Here is an 18,242-nt window from a genome sequence, read left to right as displayed (position 1 = left end):
GCGCTCTCCGTTCGAACGGGTGGCCGACGGAGAGAATCTGCCACCTACTTGTTCGGGCCCGGCCATATCGCAAGAACGGTTGCCGTTTTCGTGATCGGGCCAGGCTCTGGTTCCAGTCAGGGCCGGCGTTGCGCCGGGGCGGGCGTTGCGCCGGTGGTGGCCGGAGCGGTCGAATCGATCACGCGCTGCAGCGCCTGCCGGTCGGTGGCCGGCGCCTGGGTACGACGCTGCGGGTCGGCCGGGGCGGTGCCAGCGGGCGGCGTGGCGCCCGGAGTCCGCGGTTCTTCGGCCGGCGCTTCGGTCGGCTCGGCCTGCTTCGGCTGCAGCAGCTTCTTCACGAATTCCGAGTCGATATCCTGCGGCAGCATTGTGAGCAGGCTGCGGCCGGTTTCCTCAAGCAGCGGCTTCGAGCGCGAATCGCGCGCCCAGGCCGGCTGCATCTTCTCCGGCACCAGCGCGGTGAAGAAGAGATAGCCGACGACCGCGAGCAGCAGGCCGCGGGCCGCGCCGAAGACGAAGCCGAGCGTGCGGTCGAGCGCGCCGATGCGCGAATCCAGCACGAAATCCGAGATCCGCGCCGTGATCAGCGAGACGACGATCAGGGTGCCGAGGAACAGCGCCGCGATCACCGCGACCAGCGCGACGGTCTTGTTGGGAATGTATTGCTGCGCCAGCGGCAGCAGCTGCGGATGGAAGATCCAGGCGACGACGGCCGCCGCCGCCCAAGAGGCGATCGCCAGCACTTCGCGTGTCAAACCGCGCACGGCTGCGAGCAAAGCCGAGATCAACACCACGCCGATGACGACGAGATCGAGAATGGTCACAGGCATGTCAGGGCCGCTTCGCTGCAAAATCGGGGCCGGCACGCGTCAAATGGGTGGGCCGGGCGGGTTTTGCTATACAAGCTCGCGTGCCGCGCGTCACCCATGCAGTCGGCTCATTTTGCACTGCGGCGAGGAGCTGTTGCAGCAATCTCCGCCACGAGTTCGCCGACATGGCCGAGGCGACGCAATCTCAGGCCGTTCCCGTCGCCGATATCGGCTCCCGCCGAAGGCAGCACGGCACTCTCGAAACCCAGCTTGGCGGCCTCGCGCAAGCGTGCCGCCGCGACCGAAACCGGCCGGATCGCGCCCGAGAGGGCGATCTCGCCGAAATGCACCGCGCCCGAGGGCAGGATCGCCCCGGTCAGCGAGGAGACGAGGGCGGCTGCGACGGCAAGGTCAGCCGCCGGCTCTCCGACGCGCAGGCCGCCGGCGACGTTGAGATAGACGTCGTGCTGGCCGAGCTTCAGGCCCCCATGCGTCTCCAGCACCGCCAGCACCATGGCGAGGCGGCTGTTTTCCCAGCCGACCACGGCGCGGCGCGGCGTGCCGAGCGCGCTCGGCGCGACCAGCGCCTGGATCTCGACCAGGACCGGCCGCGTACCCTCGATGCTGGCGAGTACGGCGGCGCCCGGCGCATCCTGGTCCCGCCCGGCTAGGAACAGGGCAGAGGGGTTACCCACTTCGGAGAGGCCGGCGCCGGTCATCTCGAAGACGCCGATCTCGTCGGTGGCGCCGAAGCGGTTCTTCTGGCCGCGCAGGATGCGGAAGGAATGCGTGCCTTCACCCTCGAAGGACAGAACCGCGTCGACCATGTGCTCGACCACGCGCGGCCCCGCTATCTGGCCATCCTTGGTGACATGGCCGACCAGGATCAGGCAGGCGCCGGAGGTCTTGGCGTAGCGGATCAGCGCCTGCGCGGAGCCGCGCACCTGTGTCACCGTGCCGGGCGCGCTCTCGACCTCGGAGGACCACATGGTCTGGATCGAATCGATCACCACGAGGGCAGGGCGCTCGCCCTGGCCCAGCGTTGCGATGATATCCTCGATGTTCGTCTCGGCCGCGAGGTCGACCGGCGCCTCGGCGAGGCCCATGCGCTGGGCTCTGAGGCGGACTTGGCTGGTCGATTCCTCACCCGAGACATAGACGACGCGCCGGCCGGTCATGGCCATGGCGGCGCAGGCCTGCATCAGCAACGTCGACTTGCCGATGCCGGGGTCGCCGCCGATCAGAAGGACGGAGCCCGGTACGAAGCCGCCGCCCGTGACGCGGTCGAGCTCGCCGATCCCCGAGACGATGCGCGGTGGGTCCTGCGTCTCGCCCTTCAGGCTCTCCAGCGCGAAGATGCGGCCGCGGGCGCGCCCGCCGGACGGCGGCCGGCCGCCGCCGGGGACCGGCGCGGCCTGCGCCTCCTCGGATAAAGACGACCAGGTGCCGCAGGAATCGCACTTGCCCTGCCAGCGGTGGTAGACCGCGCCGCAGGCCTGGCAGATGTAAGTCGGGCCGCGCTTGGCCATTACAGCCCGACATAGCGCCGCGCGTGGCGGCGGCCGAGGCTGGTCAGGATCTCGTAGCCGATCGTCTTGGCGCCGGCGCCGACCGCCTCGAGGTCGAGTTCCCCGCCGATCAGCGTCACCGGCGCGCCGCGCCTGACCGCCTCGGGCGGGGCTTCGGACACGTCGACGATGATCAGGTCCATCGAGACCGTGCCGACGAAGGGGCAGCGCACCCCCCCGACCAGCGCCGAGCCGCCTTGCGAGCGATCGGTCCAGCTCGCATTGCGCGGATAGCCGTCGGCGTAGCCTAGGCAGATGGTCGCGAGCTTGCGCCGGTCCTTCGCCGTCCAGGTGCCGTTATAGCCGACCTGCGTGCCGGCCTCGACCTCGCGCAGCTGGATGATCTGCGCTTCGAGGCCAATGACCGGCCGCATCGGGTTCAGCTTTCCGGGCGTCGGATTGCCGCCATAGAGGGCGTATCCCGGCCGGGTGAGCTGGTAGGACGGGCAGCCCGGCAGGAAATGGCCGGACGAGTTCAGGAGCGAGGCCGGTACGCCCGGGAAGGCGGCGGCGATCTCGGCGAAAGCCGAGACCTGCCGGGCATTGGCGGGGTCGTCGACCACCTCCGAGGCGGCGAAATGGCTCATCACCAGCCCGATGCCGGCGGCGGCGATGACGCCGCTCTTCTCGCGCGCCAGGTCGAGCCCTTCGCCGGGCCAGAGCCCGAGCCGATTCATCGCCGTATCGAGGTGCAGCGCTGCCGGCCTGACCCCGGCGCCGCTCTGCCGGAAGCCCGCCCATTCGAGCAGTTCCTCATGCGAGCCCAGCACCGGCGAGAGATCGTGCTCGGCGTAAGCGCCGCCCGTCTCCGGGGCGAGGCCGTTGAGCACGTAGATCGTCGCGTCGGGGGCGACGGCGCGGGCCCGAATTGCTTCCGAGAGATGCGCGACGAAGAAGGTTTTGCAGCCGGCCTTGGTCAGCGCGGTGACCGCCGGCTCGATGCCGATGCCGTAGGCATTGGCCTTGACCACGGCGGCCGCCTCCGTTCCGGCCCGCTGTTCCAGCATGCGCCAATTGGCGACGAGCGCGCCAAGGTCGATCGTCAGAACGCCGCCATGGCCGGCATTCTCGGGCGTGTCGAAGGCGCTCATTCGAGGCGTTCCGGCAGATGGGTTTCGTCGGCGCGGTCGGAGAAGCGCGTCACGTCGGCATCGAACTGCAGGGCGACGGTCCCGGTCGGGCCGTGGCGCTGCTTGCCGATGATGAGCTCGGCCAACCCATGGGCGGCCTCCATCTCCATCACCCATTTGTTGTGCTCGTCGGTGCCCGGCCGGGGCTCCTTGGCCTTGAGATAGTACTCTTCGCGGTAGACGAACATCACCACGTCGGCGTCCTGCTCGATCGAGCCGGATTCGCGCAGGTCCGAGAGCTGCGGGCGCTTGTCGTCGCGGTTCTCGACCTGGCGCGAGAGCTGGGAGAGCGCGATTATCGGGACGTTGAGCTCCTTGGCCAGCGCCTTCAGGCTCGTGGTGATCTCGGTCAGCTCCTGCACGCGGTTCTCGCCCTTCTTCGACGAACCGGAGAGCAGCTGGAGGTAGTCGATGAACAGGACGTCGAGCCCTTTCTGGCGCTGCAGCCTTCGGGCGCGGGCGACCAACTGGGCGATCGAGATGCCGCCTGTCTGGTCGATATAGAGCGGCAGCTTCTCGATCTGGGCGGCGACGTCGGTCAGCCGGGCGAAATCCGCCTCGGTGATGCGGCCCTGCCTGATCTTGTAGGAGGAGATGCCCGACTGCTCGGCGACGATACGCGTGGCGAGCTGGTCGGCCGACATTTCCAGCGAGAAGAAGCCGACGATGGCGCCGTCGACCGACTTGATCGAGCCGTCCTCCTGGCGCTCGCCGCGCCAGGCCTTGGCCATGTTGAAGGCGATGTTGGTGGCCAGCGAGGTCTTGCCCATGGCCGGGCGGCCGGCGAGCACGATCAGGTCGGAGCGTTGCAGGCCGCCCATGCGCGCATCCAGATCGCGCAGGCCGGACGAGATGCCTGAGAGGCCGCCGGCGCGCTGGAAGGCGCTTGCCGCCATGTCGATGGCGAGCCGCAGCGCCCCGTCGAATTTCTGGAAGCCGCCCTCGTAGCGGCCTTTCTCCGCGAGTGCATAGAGCTTGCGTTCGGCATCCTCGATCTGCTCGCGCGGGGCCATCTCGACCGGCGCGTCGTAGGCGACGTTGACCAACTCCTCGCCGACGCCGATCAGCTGGCGGCGGATGGCGAGATCGTAGACGGTGCGCCCGTAATCGGCGGCGTTGATGACGGTCGTCGCCTCGGCCGCGAGCCGGGCGAGATATTGCGGCGCGGTGATGCCGCCGAGATCGATTTCCCCGACGAAGGTCTTGAGCGTGATCGGCGTCGCGATCTTGCCCGCCCGGATCATGCTGCTCATCAGCTCGAAGATGCGCCGGTGCAGTTCCTCGAAGAAGTGCTCGGGCTGCAGGAAGTCCGAGACCCGGTAGAAGGCGTCGTTGTTGACCAGGATGGCGCCCAGCAGCGCCTGCTCCGCCTCGATGTTGTGAGGCTGGACGCGGAAGTTCGCCTCCTGGCTGGTCTCGAGGCGGGTGACGAGGGCGGTGGCGCTGGACATGGCTCTGGATAGGTCAATGCCGCTGAGTCATGAACATGAACAAAATAGGAACATGTCTATTACTGCCAACTCTGCACGCTGTCCACAGCGCATGAAAAAGGGCGCCGTGTTGCCACGGCGCCCATTGACTCGTGCAAGCCTCTGAAAGGGCTCAGCGGTCGTCGTCGCCGGCCTCTGCCAGCGCCGCACCGACCTCGAGGCCGAGATCGTCGAGGTCGAACTCCTCGCGGGCGGTGACGTTCTCGCCGGCGGCCTGGCGCTGGGCCTCTTCAGCCGAGCGGGCGACGTTGACGGTGACGGTGACCGAGACCTCAGGGTGCAGCACGACCGGGACGGTGTGCAGGCCCAGCGTCTTGATCGGGGTGTTGAGCGTGACCTGGTTGCGGTCGACGGTGAAGCCCTCGGCGCTCAGCGCCTCGGCGATGTCACGGGTCGAGACCGAACCGTAGAGCACGCCGGACTCGCCCGACTGGCGCAGGATCACGACCGACTGGCCGTTCAGGCTCTCGGCGACCGAATCGGCCTCGCGCTTCAGTTCGAGGTTACGGGTCTCGAGCTGGGCGCGCTGGGTCTCGAAGCGCTTCTTGTTCTCTTCGGTGGCGCGCAGGGCCTTGCCGCGGGCGAGCAGGAAATTGCGGGCATAGCCATCGCGCACGCGCACGGTCTCGCCCATCTGGCCGAGCTTGGCGACGCGTTCGAGCAGGATCACTTCCATGGGTCTTCTCCTTTGAGTTCGTGAATAGGCGTTGGTTCAGGCAGCAGGCGACGCCGGCGGCTTGCGCCGGCGAAGGTCGATCAGCGCGTCGGCGATGCCGAGCAGCGCGAGGAATGGGAAGACGGTGATCAGCATGATCACCAGCGCGAGATAGAGCGCGAACAGGGTCGGCGCCCGCCAGGCCTTGCCGCGGCTGAAATCGTGCACGGCGGCGAGGCCGGACAGGCCGAAGGCGGCGATCAGCGCACCGGACAGCGCGGCGCCGCCAAGACCGACGAAGCCACCGGTAAGGCTGAGCAGGATGCCGCCGACGAGGCCGGCCACGGCCATCGGCGGCAGGCGGGTCGAGGGGATGAAAGGCCAGGGCCGCGGCAACCGGCCGGAGAGCTGGACCGCCTTGGCCGCGAGCCAGAGATTGGCGACGATCATCGGCACGAAGGAGGCGCCGGCGGCAGCGGGCACCAGCGCGGCGAGCCGGGCGGCGAGCTCGCCGGCGTCGACGCCGGCCGGCAGGCGCACCACCGGGCCGATGCCCTGGCCGCCCGTCAGCACGAGCTGCAGGCCATGCGTCATCACGCGGTGATAGGTCTCGAAATCGGTCGAGATCGCGAGCGCGCCGCCGATTGTCACGAGCGTCGCGACGGTGGCGATCCAGACCAGCAGGCGCCCGAGCGGGTACCATTCGCTGTTGCCCTGGCCGCCGTCGCGGGCGAGCAAAGCAAGATAGGCGATCCACCAGGCCGGCAGGGCCGCGCCGATGGCGAAGGCGAGCCCGAGCGAGAGCTTGAGCACGACGGTGACGGCGAGCGTACCGGCGGCGACCGCCACCAGCCCGGCGCGATGGTTCCAGCCGAGTGCGGCGATGAAGACCGGGAGCGGGGCGACATAGGACAGCAGCAGCGCCAGCGGCGATCCGGTGATCACCACTGTGAACAGAAGGGCTGAGACCAGCCCGGCGCCGATGCCGACGATGGGAAGCATATCCGTCCTGCTGTCCCGCTGCTCGAAAAGGGCAGGGTGAGAGGCATTTGCCTCAACATACCAGACGGGTTTTCACCGCCTGGCGACTAAAGTTCACGTGAGATCGAAAGCCCGGCGGCGCTGGGCGCCGCCGGGGAACTCCTCACCCGCTCAGCGGATGACGTAGGGCAGCAGGCCCAGGAAGCGGGCGCGCTTGATCGCCTGGGCGAGCTCGCGCTGCTTCTTGGCCGAGACGGCCGTGATGCGCGACGGCACGATCTTGCCGCGCTCGGAGATGTAGCGCGAGAGCAGGCGCACATCCTTGTAGTCGATCTTCGGCGCGCCCTCGCCCGAGAACGGGCAGGACTTGCGGCGGCGGAAGAAGGGGCGGCGGGCGCCGACAGATGCAGTCGACATGCTCAGGCCTCCCCAGCGGTCTCGGTGGTGGTCGCTTCGTCTTCACGACGCGGGCGCTCGCGGCGCGGGCCGCGGTCGAAGCGGTCGCCGCCGCCCGGACCACGGTCGAAGCGATCGCTACGCTCGTCGCGGTCGCGCTTCTGCAGCATGACCGACTGACCTTCCTCGAGCTCCTCGACGCGGATGGTCATGAAGCGCAGCACGTCTTCGTTGATGCGCATCTGGCGCTCCATCTCGGCGATGGCCGCCGCGGGAGCGTTGATGTTCAGCAGCGAGTAGTGCGCCTTGCGGTTCTTCTTGATGCGATAGCCCAGCGACTTCACGCCCCAGTACTCGACCTTGGGGACGGAACCGCCATTCGCCTCGACGATGCCCTTGAACTGCTCGACAAGGGCCTCGACCTGCTGCGCGCTGACGTCCTGCCGCGCGAGCAGAACGTGCTCGTACAATGCCATGATTGGCCTTTCTTCGTTCACCGGTTTCGTTCGACGCGGAGCCCTCCGAGCCCTGGATAAAGGCCCGACAGGATTTCTTCGAAGGCGGAGACACGGGACGGCGGCTCTCCAGGGAGAACCTACAAAACGCTTCCTTGTGAGAATCGCTTCGCCGTCCGTTCAGCCTCCGGCCGAACAAACCGAGCGGTTCGTTACAGCGGGACGGTGGATCATGCAAGCCGAAAACATCGGGAAATACCGGTGTAGCTCGACTTTCGTCGCGTAACCGCCTTGACTTGGCCGGCTGCACGGTGCGAGTGCGCCCCAACTTGTTAACCAAGCATCGTTTTTTCAGGACCATTGCGGCATGACGACGGCTTTCATCTTTCCAGGGCAGGGTTCGCAGGCGGTCGGCATGGGCAAGGCGCTCGCCGAAGCCTTTCCGGTGGCGCGCGCCGTCTTCGACGAAGTCGATGCCGCGCTCTCGCAGAAGCTCTCCACCTTGATGTGGGAAGGTCCGGGCGAGGAGCTCACCCTGACCGCCAACGCCCAGCCGGCGCTGTTGGCGGTGAGCCTCGCCGCGATCCGCGTGCTCGAGGCCGAGGCCGGGCTCTCGCTCAAGAACGACGCCGCCTTCGTCGCCGGCCATTCGCTCGGCGAATATTCGGCGCTGGCTGCGGCCGGCACCTTCTCGATCGGCGATGCGGCTCGCTTGCTGCGAATCCGCGGCGACGCCATGCAGAAGGCGGTGCCGGCCGGTGCGGGCGCCATGGCGGCGCTGCTCGGCGTCGAGCTCGACCAGGCCCGTGCGATCGCGGCCGATGCTGCGCACGGAGAGGTCTGCCAGGCGGCCAATGACAATGGCGGCGGGCAGGTCGTGCTCTCCGGCGCCAAGGCGGCGGTCGAGCGGGCGATTGCGCTCGCTGGCGAGCGTGGCGTGCGCCGCGCCATGCTGCTGCCGGTCTCCGCGCCCTTCCATTGCGCCCTGATGCAGCCGGCGGCCGAAGCCATGCAGGCGGCGCTCGCCGAGGTCGCGATGCAGGCGCCGGTCGTGCCGGTGATGGCCAATGTCGGCGCCGCCCCGCTCAGCGATCCCGCCGCGATCCGCGCCTCGCTGGTGGCGCAGGTCACCGGCACCGTGCGCTGGCGCGAATGCGTCGAGGCGATGGCGGCGGCGAACGTGACCCAGTTCTATGAGGTCGGCTCGGGCAAGGTGCTCGCCGGCCTGGTCAAGCGCATCGCGGCAGGAACTGCGGCAGCGTCGATCGGCTCGCCCGACGACGTCGCGGCTTACAAGGCCCAGAAGGGCTGACCGGCACCAAAGCCGGGGACAAGGGAGGCATCATGCTCGATCTGACGGGAAAGAAGGCGCTGGTCACCGGCGCCACCGGCGGCCTCGGCGGCGCGATCGCGCGCCGGCTCCATGCCCAGGGCGCGACCGTGGCCTTGTCCGGCACGCGTGTCGAGGCGCTGGAGGCCCTGGCCAAGGAGCTCGGCGAGCGGGTCGAAGTGACGCCTTGCGATCTGTCGAATCGCGAGTCGGTCGAGGCGCTGGTGCCGGCGGCCGAAGCCAAGCTCGGCGGGCTCGACATCCTGGTCAACAATGCCGGCGTCACCCGTGACAACCTCTTCATGCGTCTCAAGGACGAGGACTGGGACCTCGTCCTTGCCGTCAATCTGACCGCCGCTTTCCGGCTTTCGCGTGCGGCGGTAAAGAGCATGATGCGCCGGCGCTATGGCCGCATCGTCTCGATCGGCTCCGTCGTCGGCACCAGCGGCAATCCGGGGCAGGGCAACTATGCCGCCTCCAAGGCCGGGCTGATCGGCATGTCGAAATCGCTGGCCGCGGAAGTGGCGAGCCGCAACATCACCGTCAACGTCGTCGCGCCCGGCTTCATCGAGTCGCCGATGACCGATGTGCTGAACGACAAGCAGCGCGAGGGCATTCTCGCCGACGTGCCGATGGGCCGTCTCGGGCAGGGAGCGGATGTCGCCGCCGCCGTGGCCTATCTCGCCAGCGAGGAAGCCGGTTACGTGACCGGGCAGACCCTGCATGTCAACGGCGGAATGACAATGATCTAAGACGGTTAGCTGGATCTTTTGATACACCTGAAGGTTTGAGCTGCGCTCTCGCCAGCCCATTACGAGTGTGTTAATGACCCAGCCGGCCAAGCGCCGATCGGTGTCTGGAGCCGGATCCGATCAGGCTGAATCAGCCTGATCGGTGAATCCGTCTCCACGCTCTTGTTGGAGAACGCGTGATCCGATCAGATTGCGTTGCAATCTGATCGGCGCGTGCTCTTGGGACTTGACGCCGGCCCGGTTGTTGCGTTTGTGCAGCCATGAACTCCCGGCGTGGTCCGCCGCCAGGCGAAGGATCCGGGCCGGGAAATCAGTTTCACCCACGCGTCGCATTCAGCGGTGTGTTTTCGAGGTTTGAGGGAAAGACCCATGAGCGATGTCGCCGAGCGCGTGAAGAAGATCGTGATCGAGCACCTCGGCGTTGAGCCGGAGAAGGTTGTCGAGGGCGCTAATTTCATCGAGGATCTCGGCGCGGACAGCCTCGACACCGTCGAGCTGGTCATGGCTTTCGAGGAAGAGTTCGGCGTCGAGATCCCGGACGACGCGGCCGAGACGATCGTGACCGTCGGCGACGCGGTCAAGTTCCTGTCGAAGTCGGCCTGACAAGGCCTTGGCCCCGGCGCGCTGGAGTCTCGCTCCAACGCGCCGGAGCTGAATTGAGGAAGACCGATGCGACGTGTCGTCGTCACCGGACTGGGCATGGTGACCCCGCTCGGCTGCGGGGTCGAGCCGAGCTGGTCGCGCATTCTGGCTGGCGAGAGCGGCGCCGGCCCGATCACCACTTTCGACGTCTCCGACCTGCCGGCCCAGATCGCCTGTAGCATACCGCGCGGCGACGGCTCGAACGGTACCTTCAATCCCGATGATTGGATGGAGCCGAAAGAGCAGCGCAAGGTCGACGATTTCATCATCTTCGCCATGGCGGCGGCGACGCAGGCGCTGCGCGATTCCGGCTGGAAGCCCGAGAGCTACGAGGACCAGATCGCGACAGGCGTCGCCATCGGTTCCGGCATCGGCGGGCTAGGGGGCATCTACGAGGCCTCGCTGCTGCTCAAGGAACGTGGCCCGCGCCGGCTCTCGCCTTTCTTCATCCCCGGCCGCCTCAGCAATCTCGCCGCCGGCTATGTCTCGATCGAGCATGGGTTGAAGGGGCCGAACCATGCCGTCGTCACCGCCTGCTCGACCGGCGCCCACGCCATCGGCGATGCGGCCCGCATGGTCGCGCTCGGCGATGCCGAGGTCATGCTGGCGGGCGGCGCCGAATCGGCGATCAACCGCATCGGCATTGCCGGCTTCTGCGCCTGCCGCGCACTCTCGACCGGCTTCAACGAGACGCCCGAAAAGGCCTCGCGCCCCTATGACAAGGACCGTGACGGTTTCGTCATGGGCGAGGGCGCCGGTGTCGTCGTGCTCGAGGAGCTCGAGCACGCCAGGGCACGCGGCGCGCGCATCTATGCCGAGATCGTCGGTTACGGCATGTCGGGCGACGCCTACCACATCACCTCGCCCTCCGAGGATGGCGACGGCGCCTATCGCTGCATGCAGGCGGCGTTGAAGCGCGCGGGTCTGCGCGCCTCGGATGTCGACTACATCAACGCGCATGGCACCTCGACGCAGGTCGGAGACGAGATCGAGCTGCGCGCCGTCGAGCGCCTGCTCGCGAATGCGCCGCAGCGTCCGGCGATGTCCTCGACCAAGTCGGCGACCGGCCATCTGCTCGGCGCCGCCGGCGCGATTGAGGCGATCTTCTCGGTTCTGGCGATCCGCGACCAGATCGTGCCGCCGACGATCAACCTCGACAATCCGTCCGTCGAGACCGAGCTCGACCTCGTGCCGCACAAGGCCAAGAAGCGGAAGGTCGACGTCGCCCTGTCGAATTCCTTCGGTTTTGGCGGCACCAATGCCTCGCTGGTGATGCGTCGTTTGGCCGACTGAGGACAAGCGCGCTTTCGCCACAATTTTCGCTAGCCTGTCGCCGCCGCCGTGCCAGTATGCGGCCGGCATTGCCATTGGATCGGGTCGACGCCGGCATCGCCGCGCGCGATGTCAGGGAATCGGGCGAAAGCATCATGAGTCAACCGCCTCGCGTCGCGCCGCGGAGTCCCAACGAGGCATTGAAGCCCGTCGCGCCGCCGGCTCCGCCGCCGAAGCTTCGTAAACGCCGACGCTCGCCCTTCATCGCCCTGCTCAGCGGTCTGTTCACGACGGCCCTCGTCCTGGCCGGTGCGCTGGGCGGCGGCATCGCCTATCTCGACAGCCGCAGCAAGGCGCCGGGACCGCTCGCCACCGATCGCGTCCTGATCATCCCGAAGGAGAACGGGGTGACCGAGATCGCCGACCTGCTGCAGCGCGAGGGATTGATCGAGCATCCCTGGGCCTTCAAGGTCGCGGCCTACACCTCTGGCAAGGCGGCCAGCCTGAAGGCCGGCGAATACCTGTTCAAGGCGCGCGCCAGCCAGAAGGACATTCTCGACGTCATCGCCGAGGGCAAGGCGGTCGAGCATTCGATCACCATCCCCGAGGGACTGACCAGCGAGCAGATCATGGCTCGCCTGCAGCAGAACGATATGCTCTCCGGCGACGTCATCCAGGTGCCGCGCGAGGGGCAGATACTGCCCGACACCTACAAATTCCAGCGCGGCTCGACCCGTCAGGCCATCGTCGACCGGATGACGCGCGAGCAGCGCCGCATCCTGAACGAGGTCTGGGCCAAGCGTCCGGCCGACCTGCCGATCAAGACGCCGGCCGAGCTGGTGATCCTCGCCTCGATCGTCGAGAAGGAGACGGGGCGGGCGGATGAGCGGCCGCGCGTCGCTGGCGTCTTCATCAACCGGCTGAACCGCAAGATGAAGCTGCAATCCGACCCGACGATCGTCTACGGCCTCGTCGGCGGCAAGGGCACGCTCGGACGCGGCATCACGCGCCCCGAGATCACCCAGCCGACGCCCTACAACACCTATGTGATCGACGGCCTGCCGCCGGGACCGATCGCCAATCCGGGTCGCGCGGCGCTGGAAGCGGTGGTCAACCATTCGCGGACCAAGGATCTCTACTTCGTCGCGGACGGCAGCGGTGGCCACGCCTTCGCCGAGACCCTGGAGCAGCACAACCGCAACGTCGCGCGCTGGCGTCAGGTTGAATCGGCAAGGCGCGACTCCGGCCGGCCTGCCGTCGATGGTGGCGTCGACCGAGCCGAGCCGCCTCCGGGACCTGATCAGCGCAGCGAGGCGCCGGCCGGCCCTCGTCCGGACAACCAGGCGGCGACTGCGCCCGATGGCGCCGAACCAGAGACCTTCCCGGTTCCGGGCAACCGCCGTGCGGCAAGCGGTCCAGCCGGCACGAGGGCACGCGCCTTCGACGCCTCTGAAGGCACGACGCGCGACCCGCTGCTGAACAAGACCTTCGACCTCAACAGCCCGAAGCAAGTGCCGCAGCTCAAGCCCTGACGCATGTGAGGCGTTGCCCTGCGGCAACATCCCCAACTAGGGGCGGGGAGCGGTCAGAGCAGCATCATCATTGCTCGCGCGGGATCGGTTTCGCACGAGGGCCAGAGCAAGCTCGATCAGCGCACAGGCGAGGACGACCGCTAGGAAAGCCTGGGTGCCCCAGTGGACGATCAGCCAGCCGCCGATCGCCGGGAAACCGAAGATTCCGACGAAATACGACATGACGAACCATGTCAGGGCGCCGGTGCGGTGAGCGTCCGGCGCATCGTTGACGACTTGCGTCTGAATGACGGTATAGACCAGCCCATAGCCGAGGCCCAGCAGGATGCCACTGACGACCTGCACCGGCGCGCCATAGCCGATGGCGAAGTAGGTCAGAACGCCAGCCGACATCAGGATGAGCAACAGGACCGACATGCGGTTGCCATCGGCGCGGTTGATGGCAGGCGCGAGCGTAAAGCGTGCGACGACGACCACGAGTGCATAAGTCGTGAAATACAAACTGGCGTCGAGGCCGCTGTCGCGAACCAGCGAGCTCTGGAACGTCAGCATGCCCGTGAAGACGCAAGCGCCAGTCCCCACCATGAGAATTGGATAGATCGCCCTGGTTCCGGCCAGGGGAATGATCGACCTGACCCAATCCTTTGATGCCCGTGTGCCGGCGGCGAGGGTGCGAGCCGGCCGAGGCGTGGTCAGCTCGAATGCCCACAAGCAGGCGGCGGCACACAGGCAGGCGAGCGCGAGCAGGCGGAAGAGCGAGGTGGTCGATAGGCCGAACATGTTGACGAAGAGCAGGGCCAATGCCGGTCCGCCACCGATGCCCGCCATCTGGAATGCGCCGAAGCGCGTGAACCAGAAGCCGCGATCGAGATCGCTCACCCGTTCCGAAACCGCGATCGGGGCGGCCAGATAGAACATCCCCCAGCCGCAGCCGACCATGAAGCCGGCGATCACGATGGCGCTGGAGAGAGAGGTGATGCCGGCGAGCAGCAGGTAGCCGGCTGCGACCAGCACGGACCCGATCGCGGCGAGGCGCGCGCCGCCGAACCGGGCGCCGACCCATCCGATCAGCGGAACTCCGACAAAGGTGCCGACCATCGCGCCGGCGAGAACCCTGCCGGTCTCGATCTCGCTGCCGCCGAGATTGCGGAAATGCTCCGTCAGCAAGAATGTCGCGCCATAGCCCGTCGCAGTCAGCAGGGCGCCGAGGAACAACAAGGCCACACCGATTCCACGCATGATCTGCCTCTCAGCTCGCCGTTTGACTCGAAAGGCGTCGCATGGCGAAAGTGGTTGTTGATAGGCCCACTTTGAGAGTGGAAATGGCAACCACTTCATCGCGACGAACGGTCGACCTGCCGATCGCATTGGATGCGGGCATTCCCAATCAGGCGTCGCGGATTCATGCCGCCCTGCGCGTAGCGATCGTCGACGGCCGTTTGCGTCCTGGGCTGAAGCTGCCATCGAGCAGGGCGCTGGCCGAGCAATTTGGCCTGTCTCGCAATGCCGTCGTCGCAGCCTATGAACAGCTCCTCGGCGACGGATTGGCGGAGGCCCGGCAAGGCTCCGGCACCTATGTGGCGGACGATCTTCCGGCGGCACAGTCAGCTGCGGCCCCCGCCCGGCTAGACGTCGAAACTCTTCCGAGCCGCGCCTTTGCCTTGGGACGGACTCATGTCGATGGCGGCCTGCTGCGCCAGTTCGGCGCGAGCGTTCGCCGTCATGTCGTTGCGGCGAGCGCTGAGCAGCTCGGCTATGGCGATCCACGCGGCAGCCTGAAGCTTCGAGCCGAGATCGCCCGACATCTCGCGTCCAGCCGGGGCATTCGTTGCGATCCCGGCTGCATCATGATCACCGGCGGCACGCAGCAGGGCTTGCGCTTGTGCGCCGAAGCCCTGTTGTCCCCAGGCGAAGCGATCTGGCTGGAAGAGCCGGGCTATTACGCAGCCCATGGCACCTTGCGCGCCGCCGGGATGCGATTGATCCCGGTGCCCGTCGATGGCGAAGGCATCAGGGTCAGCGATGGCCGGGCGCTCGCCCCCTTGGCGCGGGCCGCCTACGTGACCCCCTCGCATCAGTTTCCGACCGGGGTCACCATGAGCATGGCGCGGCGGGTCGCGCTGCTGGATTGGGCGAGTGCGGCACAGGCCTGGATCATCGAAGACGACTACGACAGCGAGTTTCGCTATGCCGGGCCACCGCTCACGGCGCTGGCCGGCCTTGGTGGAGAGCGGGTGATCTATAGCGGCACCTTCTCCAAGACGCTGTTTCCGTCCTTGCGCCTTGCATATCTCGTCCTGCCTCGGGCTATTGCCGAGCAAGTGATCAAGGCCAGGAGCGCCGCTGATCGCTTTCCGCCTGCCTTCCTGGCGGACGCCGTGGCCGATTTGATGTCGAATGGTATGCTTGCCGCGCATCTTCGGCGTGCGCGCCTGCGCTATCGTCAGGCCCGCGAAACCGTTGCATCGGCGCTGGGGCAGGCGAGCCGCGGCCGGTTGCGCGTCGTCGTGCCGCCGCAGGGCCTGCATCTGGTCGCCTATCTCCCCGCCGGCCTCCCCATCGACGCCGGCGCCCGCATTCGCGCCATGGCTGCGGTCGAAACGAGATTGCTGTCCGAGGCCAGCCTGTCGCCGGGTGGGATGGAAGGTTTCATCCTCGGCTTTTCAGGGCATGACAGTCGTGATTTGACCGCTGCCGCCAGGCGGCTCGGTCAGGCTGCGGACGCATATATTGCGGACAGCGGAGTGGCGACCGATTGATTGGGGCCTGAGAGCAGTCAGCCGGGCGCTGCCCCCAAATTTGCTGTGCCGGCGGCTTGCGACCGGCGCACTGCCTCTCTACGGTCCGGCCGCATTCCGGATGAGGGTATGAAAGATATGACGATCGAGAGCATGACGGGGTTCGCCCGGGTGGCTGGAACCGCCGGCATGCACGCCTTCGCCTGGGAGGTTCGCAGCGTCAATGGCCGCGGCCTCGATGTCCGTGTTCGCGTTCCCCCGGGTTTCGACAGCTTCTCGGAAGCGGCACGCAAGCAGTTCTCTGCCGCCTTCGCGCGCGGCACCCTCCATGCCAGCCTGGCGGTCACCAGCGAAGCGTCGGCCCCGCGCCCGCGCATCAATCAGGAGGCGCTCGCCGCCCTGATCGAGGCCGCGAGCCAGGTGAAGCTGCCGGCCGGCATCGCACCGGCGACGCTTGACGGCCTGCTGGCGATCCGCGGCGTCGTCGAGATATCCGAAGAGAGTGGCGATGCGCTGTCTGAGCTCGAAAAGCCGGTGCTGGCAGCGCTGGCGGAGACGATCGCGGCGCTGAAGCAGGCGCGGCTCGCCGAGGGCCGGGCGCTCGAGGCGATCCTCTCCGGCCATCTCGACAGCATCGCCCGCTTGACGGTCGAAGCCGAAGGCCATCCCGGCCGCAGTGTCGAAGCCATTCGCGCGCGTCTTGCCGGGCAGGTCGCTGCTCTGCTGGAAGCGAGCACCGCGCTGGAGCCGCAGCGCCTGCACCAGGAGGCCGCGCTTCTGGCGGTGAAGGCCGATATCCGCGAGGAGATCGACCGGCTGCATGCCCATGTCGCGGCCCTGCGTGAGCTGCTCGCCCAGGGCGGCCCGATCGGCCGCAAGCTCGATTTCCTGGCGCAGGAATTCGGCCGGGAGGCCTCGACGCTCTGCGCCAAGGCTGGCGATCCCGGGCTGTCGCGGATCGGATTGGAGCTGCGCACGACGGTCGACCAGCTGCGCGAGCAGGTCCAGAACGTGGAGTGATGGCGATGGCCGATCTCATTCGCCCGGCCCGCCGCGGCCTGATGCTGGTCCTGTCCTCGCCTTCCGGCGCCGGCAAGTCGACGCTGACGCGGACGCTGTCGCAGAAGGAGACGAATCTCGACCTGTCGATCTCGGTGACGACGCGCGGGCGGCGTCCCTCGGAGATCGACGGGGTCCATTACCGCTTCATCGATCGCGAGGCCTTCGACCAGCTGCGCGATCGCGACGAGCTGCTGGAATCGGCCGAGGTCCATGGCAATGGCTATGGCACGCCACGCAAGCCGGTCGAGGCGGCGTTGAAGGCAGGGCGCGACGTCCTGTTCGACATCGACTATCAGGGCACGCAGCAGATCCTGGAAAAGGCGCGCGAGGACGTCGTCGCGATCTTCATCCTGCCGCCCTCGATGGCGGAGCTGCGCTCGCGGCTTGTCCGGCGCGCCGAGGATGCGCCGGAGGTGATCGCGCGCCGCCTCGCCAATGCCCGCGACGAGATCGCGCGCTGGAATGTCTACGACTACGTCATCATCAACGACGATCTCGGCGCCGCCTATGAGTCTGTCCGCTCGATCCTGGCGGCCGAGAGGCTGAAGCGCAGCCGCGCCACCGGAATGCCGGCCTTCGTCGAGACCTTGCTGGCCGAGCAGGTCGGCTGATCAGCTCCGGGCAGTCGACGCAAACGCATTGGCGAGCGCGACGAAGCCGCTGACCGGGACCTCCTCGGCCCGCATGGTCGGCGACAGACCAGCAGCCTCGATCATCGCTGCCGGCTCGGCGAGCACCGCCTTGAGGCTCTGCCGCAGCATCTTGCGGCGCTGGCCGAAGGCGGCGAGCGTCACCCGTTCGAGCAAGCGTCGGTCGCAGGGCTCCGGCTGAAGGCGCGGCACCAGCTGGACGATCGATGAGGTGATCTTCGGCTGCGGCACGAAGGCGGTCTTGGGCACGTCGAACAGGATCTTGGTCTCGCAGCGCCAGTTGGCGAGCACGGCAAGGCGGCCATAAGCGGCACGCTGTTCCGGCGTCGCGACGATGCGCTCTGCGACCTCGCGCTGGAACATCAGCGTCAGGGACATCCACCAGGGCGGCCAGGGCTCGGCGCTGAGCCAGCCGACCAGCAGCGGCGTGCCGATATTATAGGGCAGGTTGGCGACGATCTGAGCCGGATTGCCGCCGAGCAGATTCGAAAGATCGACCGCGAGCGCATCCCCGTCGACGACATCGAGCTGGCCCGGATAATGCGCGGCGATCTCGGCCAGAGCAGGCAGGCAGCGCCGGTCACGCTCGATGGCGATGACGCGGCCTGCTCCGTTCGCAAGCAAGGCGCGGGTCAGCCCGCCGGGGCCGGGCCCGATCTCGACCACGGTCTGGCCTTCGAGCGGGCCGGCGGCCCGGGCGATCCGGCCGGTCAGATTGAGGTCGAAGAGGAAGTTCTGGCCGAGCGCCTTCTGCGCCATGAGCCCATGGCGCTCGACCAC

18 protein-coding genes are annotated in these 18,242 nt (G+C 67.6%); 8 read left to right on the top strand and 10 right to left on the bottom strand.

All coding sequences use genetic code 11. The features are described from left to right. Window positions 1-116: 116 nt before the first annotated feature. The 8 genes from BMZ69_RS01875 to rpsF all read right to left on the bottom strand — a co-directional run bounded on the left by BMZ69_RS01875 (window position 117) and on the right by rpsF (window position 7,505). Window positions 117-830, bottom strand: a complete 714-nt coding sequence (locus BMZ69_RS01875) for a CvpA family protein (protein WP_092154203.1) — start codon at window positions 828-830, stop codon at window positions 117-119. 107 nt (window positions 831-937) lie between these two features. Then, a complete protein-coding gene (gene radA, locus BMZ69_RS01870; RefSeq protein WP_092154200.1) occupies window positions 938-2,338 on the bottom strand; it encodes a DNA repair protein RadA in 1,401 nt (466 codons plus the stop codon). Further along, window positions 2,338-3,468: an alanine racemase gene (gene alr, locus BMZ69_RS01865; protein ID WP_092154198.1), complete on the bottom strand. Its 1,131-nt coding sequence runs from the start codon at window positions 3,466-3,468 to the stop codon at window positions 2,338-2,340. The genes radA and alr overlap by 1 nt, the downstream gene beginning before the upstream one ends. Further along, window positions 3,465-4,958, bottom strand: a complete 1,494-nt coding sequence (locus BMZ69_RS01860) for a replicative DNA helicase (protein ID WP_092154195.1) — start codon at window positions 4,956-4,958, stop codon at window positions 3,465-3,467. The genes alr and BMZ69_RS01860 overlap by 4 nt, the downstream gene beginning before the upstream one ends. A 151-nt stretch (window positions 4,959-5,109) precedes the next feature. Next, complete coding sequence (gene rplI, locus BMZ69_RS01855; RefSeq protein WP_092154193.1) at window positions 5,110-5,673, bottom strand: 50S ribosomal protein L9; 564 nt, start codon at window positions 5,671-5,673, stop codon at window positions 5,110-5,112. A 36-nt stretch (window positions 5,674-5,709) separates the two neighbouring features. Beyond that, window positions 5,710-6,654, bottom strand: coding sequence for a DUF2232 domain-containing protein (locus BMZ69_RS01850; RefSeq protein ID WP_092154191.1), 945 nt, complete (start codon window positions 6,652-6,654; stop codon window positions 5,710-5,712). Window positions 6,655-6,804: 150 nt separating this feature from the next. Then, window positions 6,805-7,050 (bottom strand): 30S ribosomal protein S18, encoded by a 246-nt coding sequence (gene rpsR, locus BMZ69_RS01845; RefSeq protein ID WP_092154189.1) that lies wholly within the window; start codon window positions 7,048-7,050, stop codon window positions 6,805-6,807. Between the two features lie 2 nt (window positions 7,051-7,052). Beyond that, entirely contained in the window at window positions 7,053-7,505 is a 453-nt protein-coding gene (rpsF, locus tag BMZ69_RS01840; RefSeq protein ID WP_092154186.1) for a 30S ribosomal protein S6, read from the bottom strand. Window positions 7,506-7,851: 346 nt separating this feature from the next. Between rpsF and fabD the strand changes: the two genes are divergently transcribed. From fabD to mltG, 5 genes are all read left to right on the top strand, one after another. Next, window positions 7,852-8,796: an ACP S-malonyltransferase gene (gene fabD, locus BMZ69_RS01835; protein ID WP_092154184.1), complete on the top strand. Its 945-nt coding sequence runs from the start codon at window positions 7,852-7,854 to the stop codon at window positions 8,794-8,796. Window positions 8,797-8,828: 32 nt separating this feature from the next. Next, window positions 8,829-9,566 (top strand): 3-oxoacyl-[acyl-carrier-protein] reductase, encoded by a 738-nt coding sequence (gene fabG / locus BMZ69_RS01830; protein ID WP_092154182.1) that lies wholly within the window; start codon window positions 8,829-8,831, stop codon window positions 9,564-9,566. Window positions 9,567-9,935: 369 nt separating this feature from the next. Further along, window positions 9,936-10,169 (top strand): acyl carrier protein, encoded by a 234-nt coding sequence (locus tag BMZ69_RS01825; protein ID WP_043236751.1) that lies wholly within the window; start codon window positions 9,936-9,938, stop codon window positions 10,167-10,169. Between the two features lie 66 nt (window positions 10,170-10,235). Continuing rightward, a complete protein-coding gene (gene fabF, locus BMZ69_RS01820; protein ID WP_092154180.1) occupies window positions 10,236-11,501 on the top strand; it encodes a beta-ketoacyl-ACP synthase II in 1,266 nt (421 codons plus the stop codon). 134 nt (window positions 11,502-11,635) lie between these two features. Next, a complete protein-coding gene (gene mltG / locus BMZ69_RS01815) occupies window positions 11,636-13,012 on the top strand; it encodes an endolytic transglycosylase MltG (protein WP_092154629.1) in 1,377 nt (458 codons plus the stop codon). Between the two features lie 36 nt (window positions 13,013-13,048). On the opposite strand, the gene BMZ69_RS01810 is transcribed toward mltG, so the two are convergent. Then, entirely contained in the window at window positions 13,049-14,350 is a 1,302-nt protein-coding gene (locus tag BMZ69_RS01810) for an MFS transporter (protein ID WP_175506629.1), read from the bottom strand. Between BMZ69_RS01810 and BMZ69_RS01805 the strand changes: the two genes are divergently transcribed. The 3 genes from BMZ69_RS01805 to gmk all read left to right on the top strand — a co-directional run bounded on the left by BMZ69_RS01805 (window position 14,335) and on the right by gmk (window position 17,423). Continuing rightward, complete coding sequence (locus BMZ69_RS01805; RefSeq protein WP_092154627.1) at window positions 14,335-15,771, top strand: MocR-like pyridoxine biosynthesis transcription factor PdxR; 1,437 nt, start codon at window positions 14,335-14,337, stop codon at window positions 15,769-15,771. The two genes, BMZ69_RS01810 and BMZ69_RS01805, sit on opposite strands and share 16 nt — an antisense overlap. 117 nt (window positions 15,772-15,888) lie before the next feature. Continuing rightward, window positions 15,889-16,770, top strand: a complete 882-nt coding sequence (locus tag BMZ69_RS01800) for a YicC/YloC family endoribonuclease (RefSeq protein ID WP_092154622.1) — start codon at window positions 15,889-15,891, stop codon at window positions 16,768-16,770. Window positions 16,771-16,775: 5 nt separating this feature from the next. Continuing rightward, window positions 16,776-17,423, top strand: coding sequence for a guanylate kinase (gmk, locus tag BMZ69_RS01795; RefSeq protein ID WP_244543164.1), 648 nt, complete (start codon window positions 16,776-16,778; stop codon window positions 17,421-17,423). Here gmk and rsmA read toward each other — a convergent pair whose 3' ends face one another. Next, on the bottom strand, window positions 17,424-18,221 hold the full coding sequence (gene rsmA / locus BMZ69_RS01790; RefSeq protein WP_244543180.1) for a 16S rRNA (adenine(1518)-N(6)/adenine(1519)-N(6))-dimethyltransferase RsmA: 798 nt from the start codon (window positions 18,219-18,221) through the stop codon (window positions 17,424-17,426). It lies immediately after the preceding gene. Window positions 18,222-18,242: the final 21 nt, after the last annotated feature.

The sequence above is a fragment of the Allobosea sp. CRIB-10 genome, assembly GCF_900112185.1.
Taxonomy (GTDB): Bacteria; Pseudomonadota; Alphaproteobacteria; order Rhizobiales; family Beijerinckiaceae; genus Allobosea.
This window is presented reverse-complemented; position numbering and strand designations above follow the sequence as displayed.

Excerpts from the sequence above, each read along its gene's own strand:
- mltG (WP_092154629.1), top strand. The coding sequence starts at position 11,636 with ATGAGTCAACCGCCTCGCGTCGCGCCGCGGAGTCCCAACGAGGCATTG.
- BMZ69_RS01805 (WP_092154627.1), top strand. The coding sequence starts at position 14,335 with ATGGCAACCACTTCATCGCGACGAACGGTCGACCTGCCGATCGCATTG.
- rpsF (WP_092154186.1), bottom strand. The coding sequence starts at position 7,505 with ATGGCATTGTACGAGCACGTTCTGCTCGCGCGGCAGGACGTCAGCGCG.
- BMZ69_RS01860 (WP_092154195.1), bottom strand. The coding sequence starts at position 4,958 with ATGTCCAGCGCCACCGCCCTCGTCACCCGCCTCGAGACCAGCCAGGAG.
- radA (WP_092154200.1), bottom strand. The coding sequence starts at position 2,338 with ATGGCCAAGCGCGGCCCGACTTACATCTGCCAGGCCTGCGGCGCGGTC.
- rsmA (WP_244543180.1), bottom strand. The coding sequence starts at position 18,221 with ATGGCGCAGAAGGCGCTCGGCCAGAACTTCCTCTTCGACCTCAATCTG.
- alr (WP_092154198.1), bottom strand. The coding sequence starts at position 3,468 with ATGAGCGCCTTCGACACGCCCGAGAATGCCGGCCATGGCGGCGTTCTG.
- BMZ69_RS01800 (WP_092154622.1), top strand. The coding sequence starts at position 15,889 with ATGACGATCGAGAGCATGACGGGGTTCGCCCGGGTGGCTGGAACCGCC.
- BMZ69_RS01850 (WP_092154191.1), bottom strand. The coding sequence starts at position 6,654 with ATGCTTCCCATCGTCGGCATCGGCGCCGGGCTGGTCTCAGCCCTTCTG.
- fabF (WP_092154180.1), top strand. The coding sequence starts at position 10,236 with ATGCGACGTGTCGTCGTCACCGGACTGGGCATGGTGACCCCGCTCGGC.
- BMZ69_RS01875 (WP_092154203.1), bottom strand. The coding sequence starts at position 830 with ATGCCTGTGACCATTCTCGATCTCGTCGTCATCGGCGTGGTGTTGATC.
- rplI (WP_092154193.1), bottom strand. The coding sequence starts at position 5,673 with ATGGAAGTGATCCTGCTCGAACGCGTCGCCAAGCTCGGCCAGATGGGC.
- gmk (WP_244543164.1), top strand. The coding sequence starts at position 16,776 with ATGGCCGATCTCATTCGCCCGGCCCGCCGCGGCCTGATGCTGGTCCTG.
- fabD (WP_092154184.1), top strand. The coding sequence starts at position 7,852 with ATGACGACGGCTTTCATCTTTCCAGGGCAGGGTTCGCAGGCGGTCGGC.
- BMZ69_RS01825 (WP_043236751.1), top strand. The coding sequence starts at position 9,936 with ATGAGCGATGTCGCCGAGCGCGTGAAGAAGATCGTGATCGAGCACCTC.
- BMZ69_RS01810 (WP_175506629.1), bottom strand. The coding sequence starts at position 14,350 with ATGAAGTGGTTGCCATTTCCACTCTCAAAGTGGGCCTATCAACAACCA.
- rpsR (WP_092154189.1), bottom strand. The coding sequence starts at position 7,050 with ATGTCGACTGCATCTGTCGGCGCCCGCCGCCCCTTCTTCCGCCGCCGC.
- fabG (WP_092154182.1), top strand. The coding sequence starts at position 8,829 with ATGCTCGATCTGACGGGAAAGAAGGCGCTGGTCACCGGCGCCACCGGC.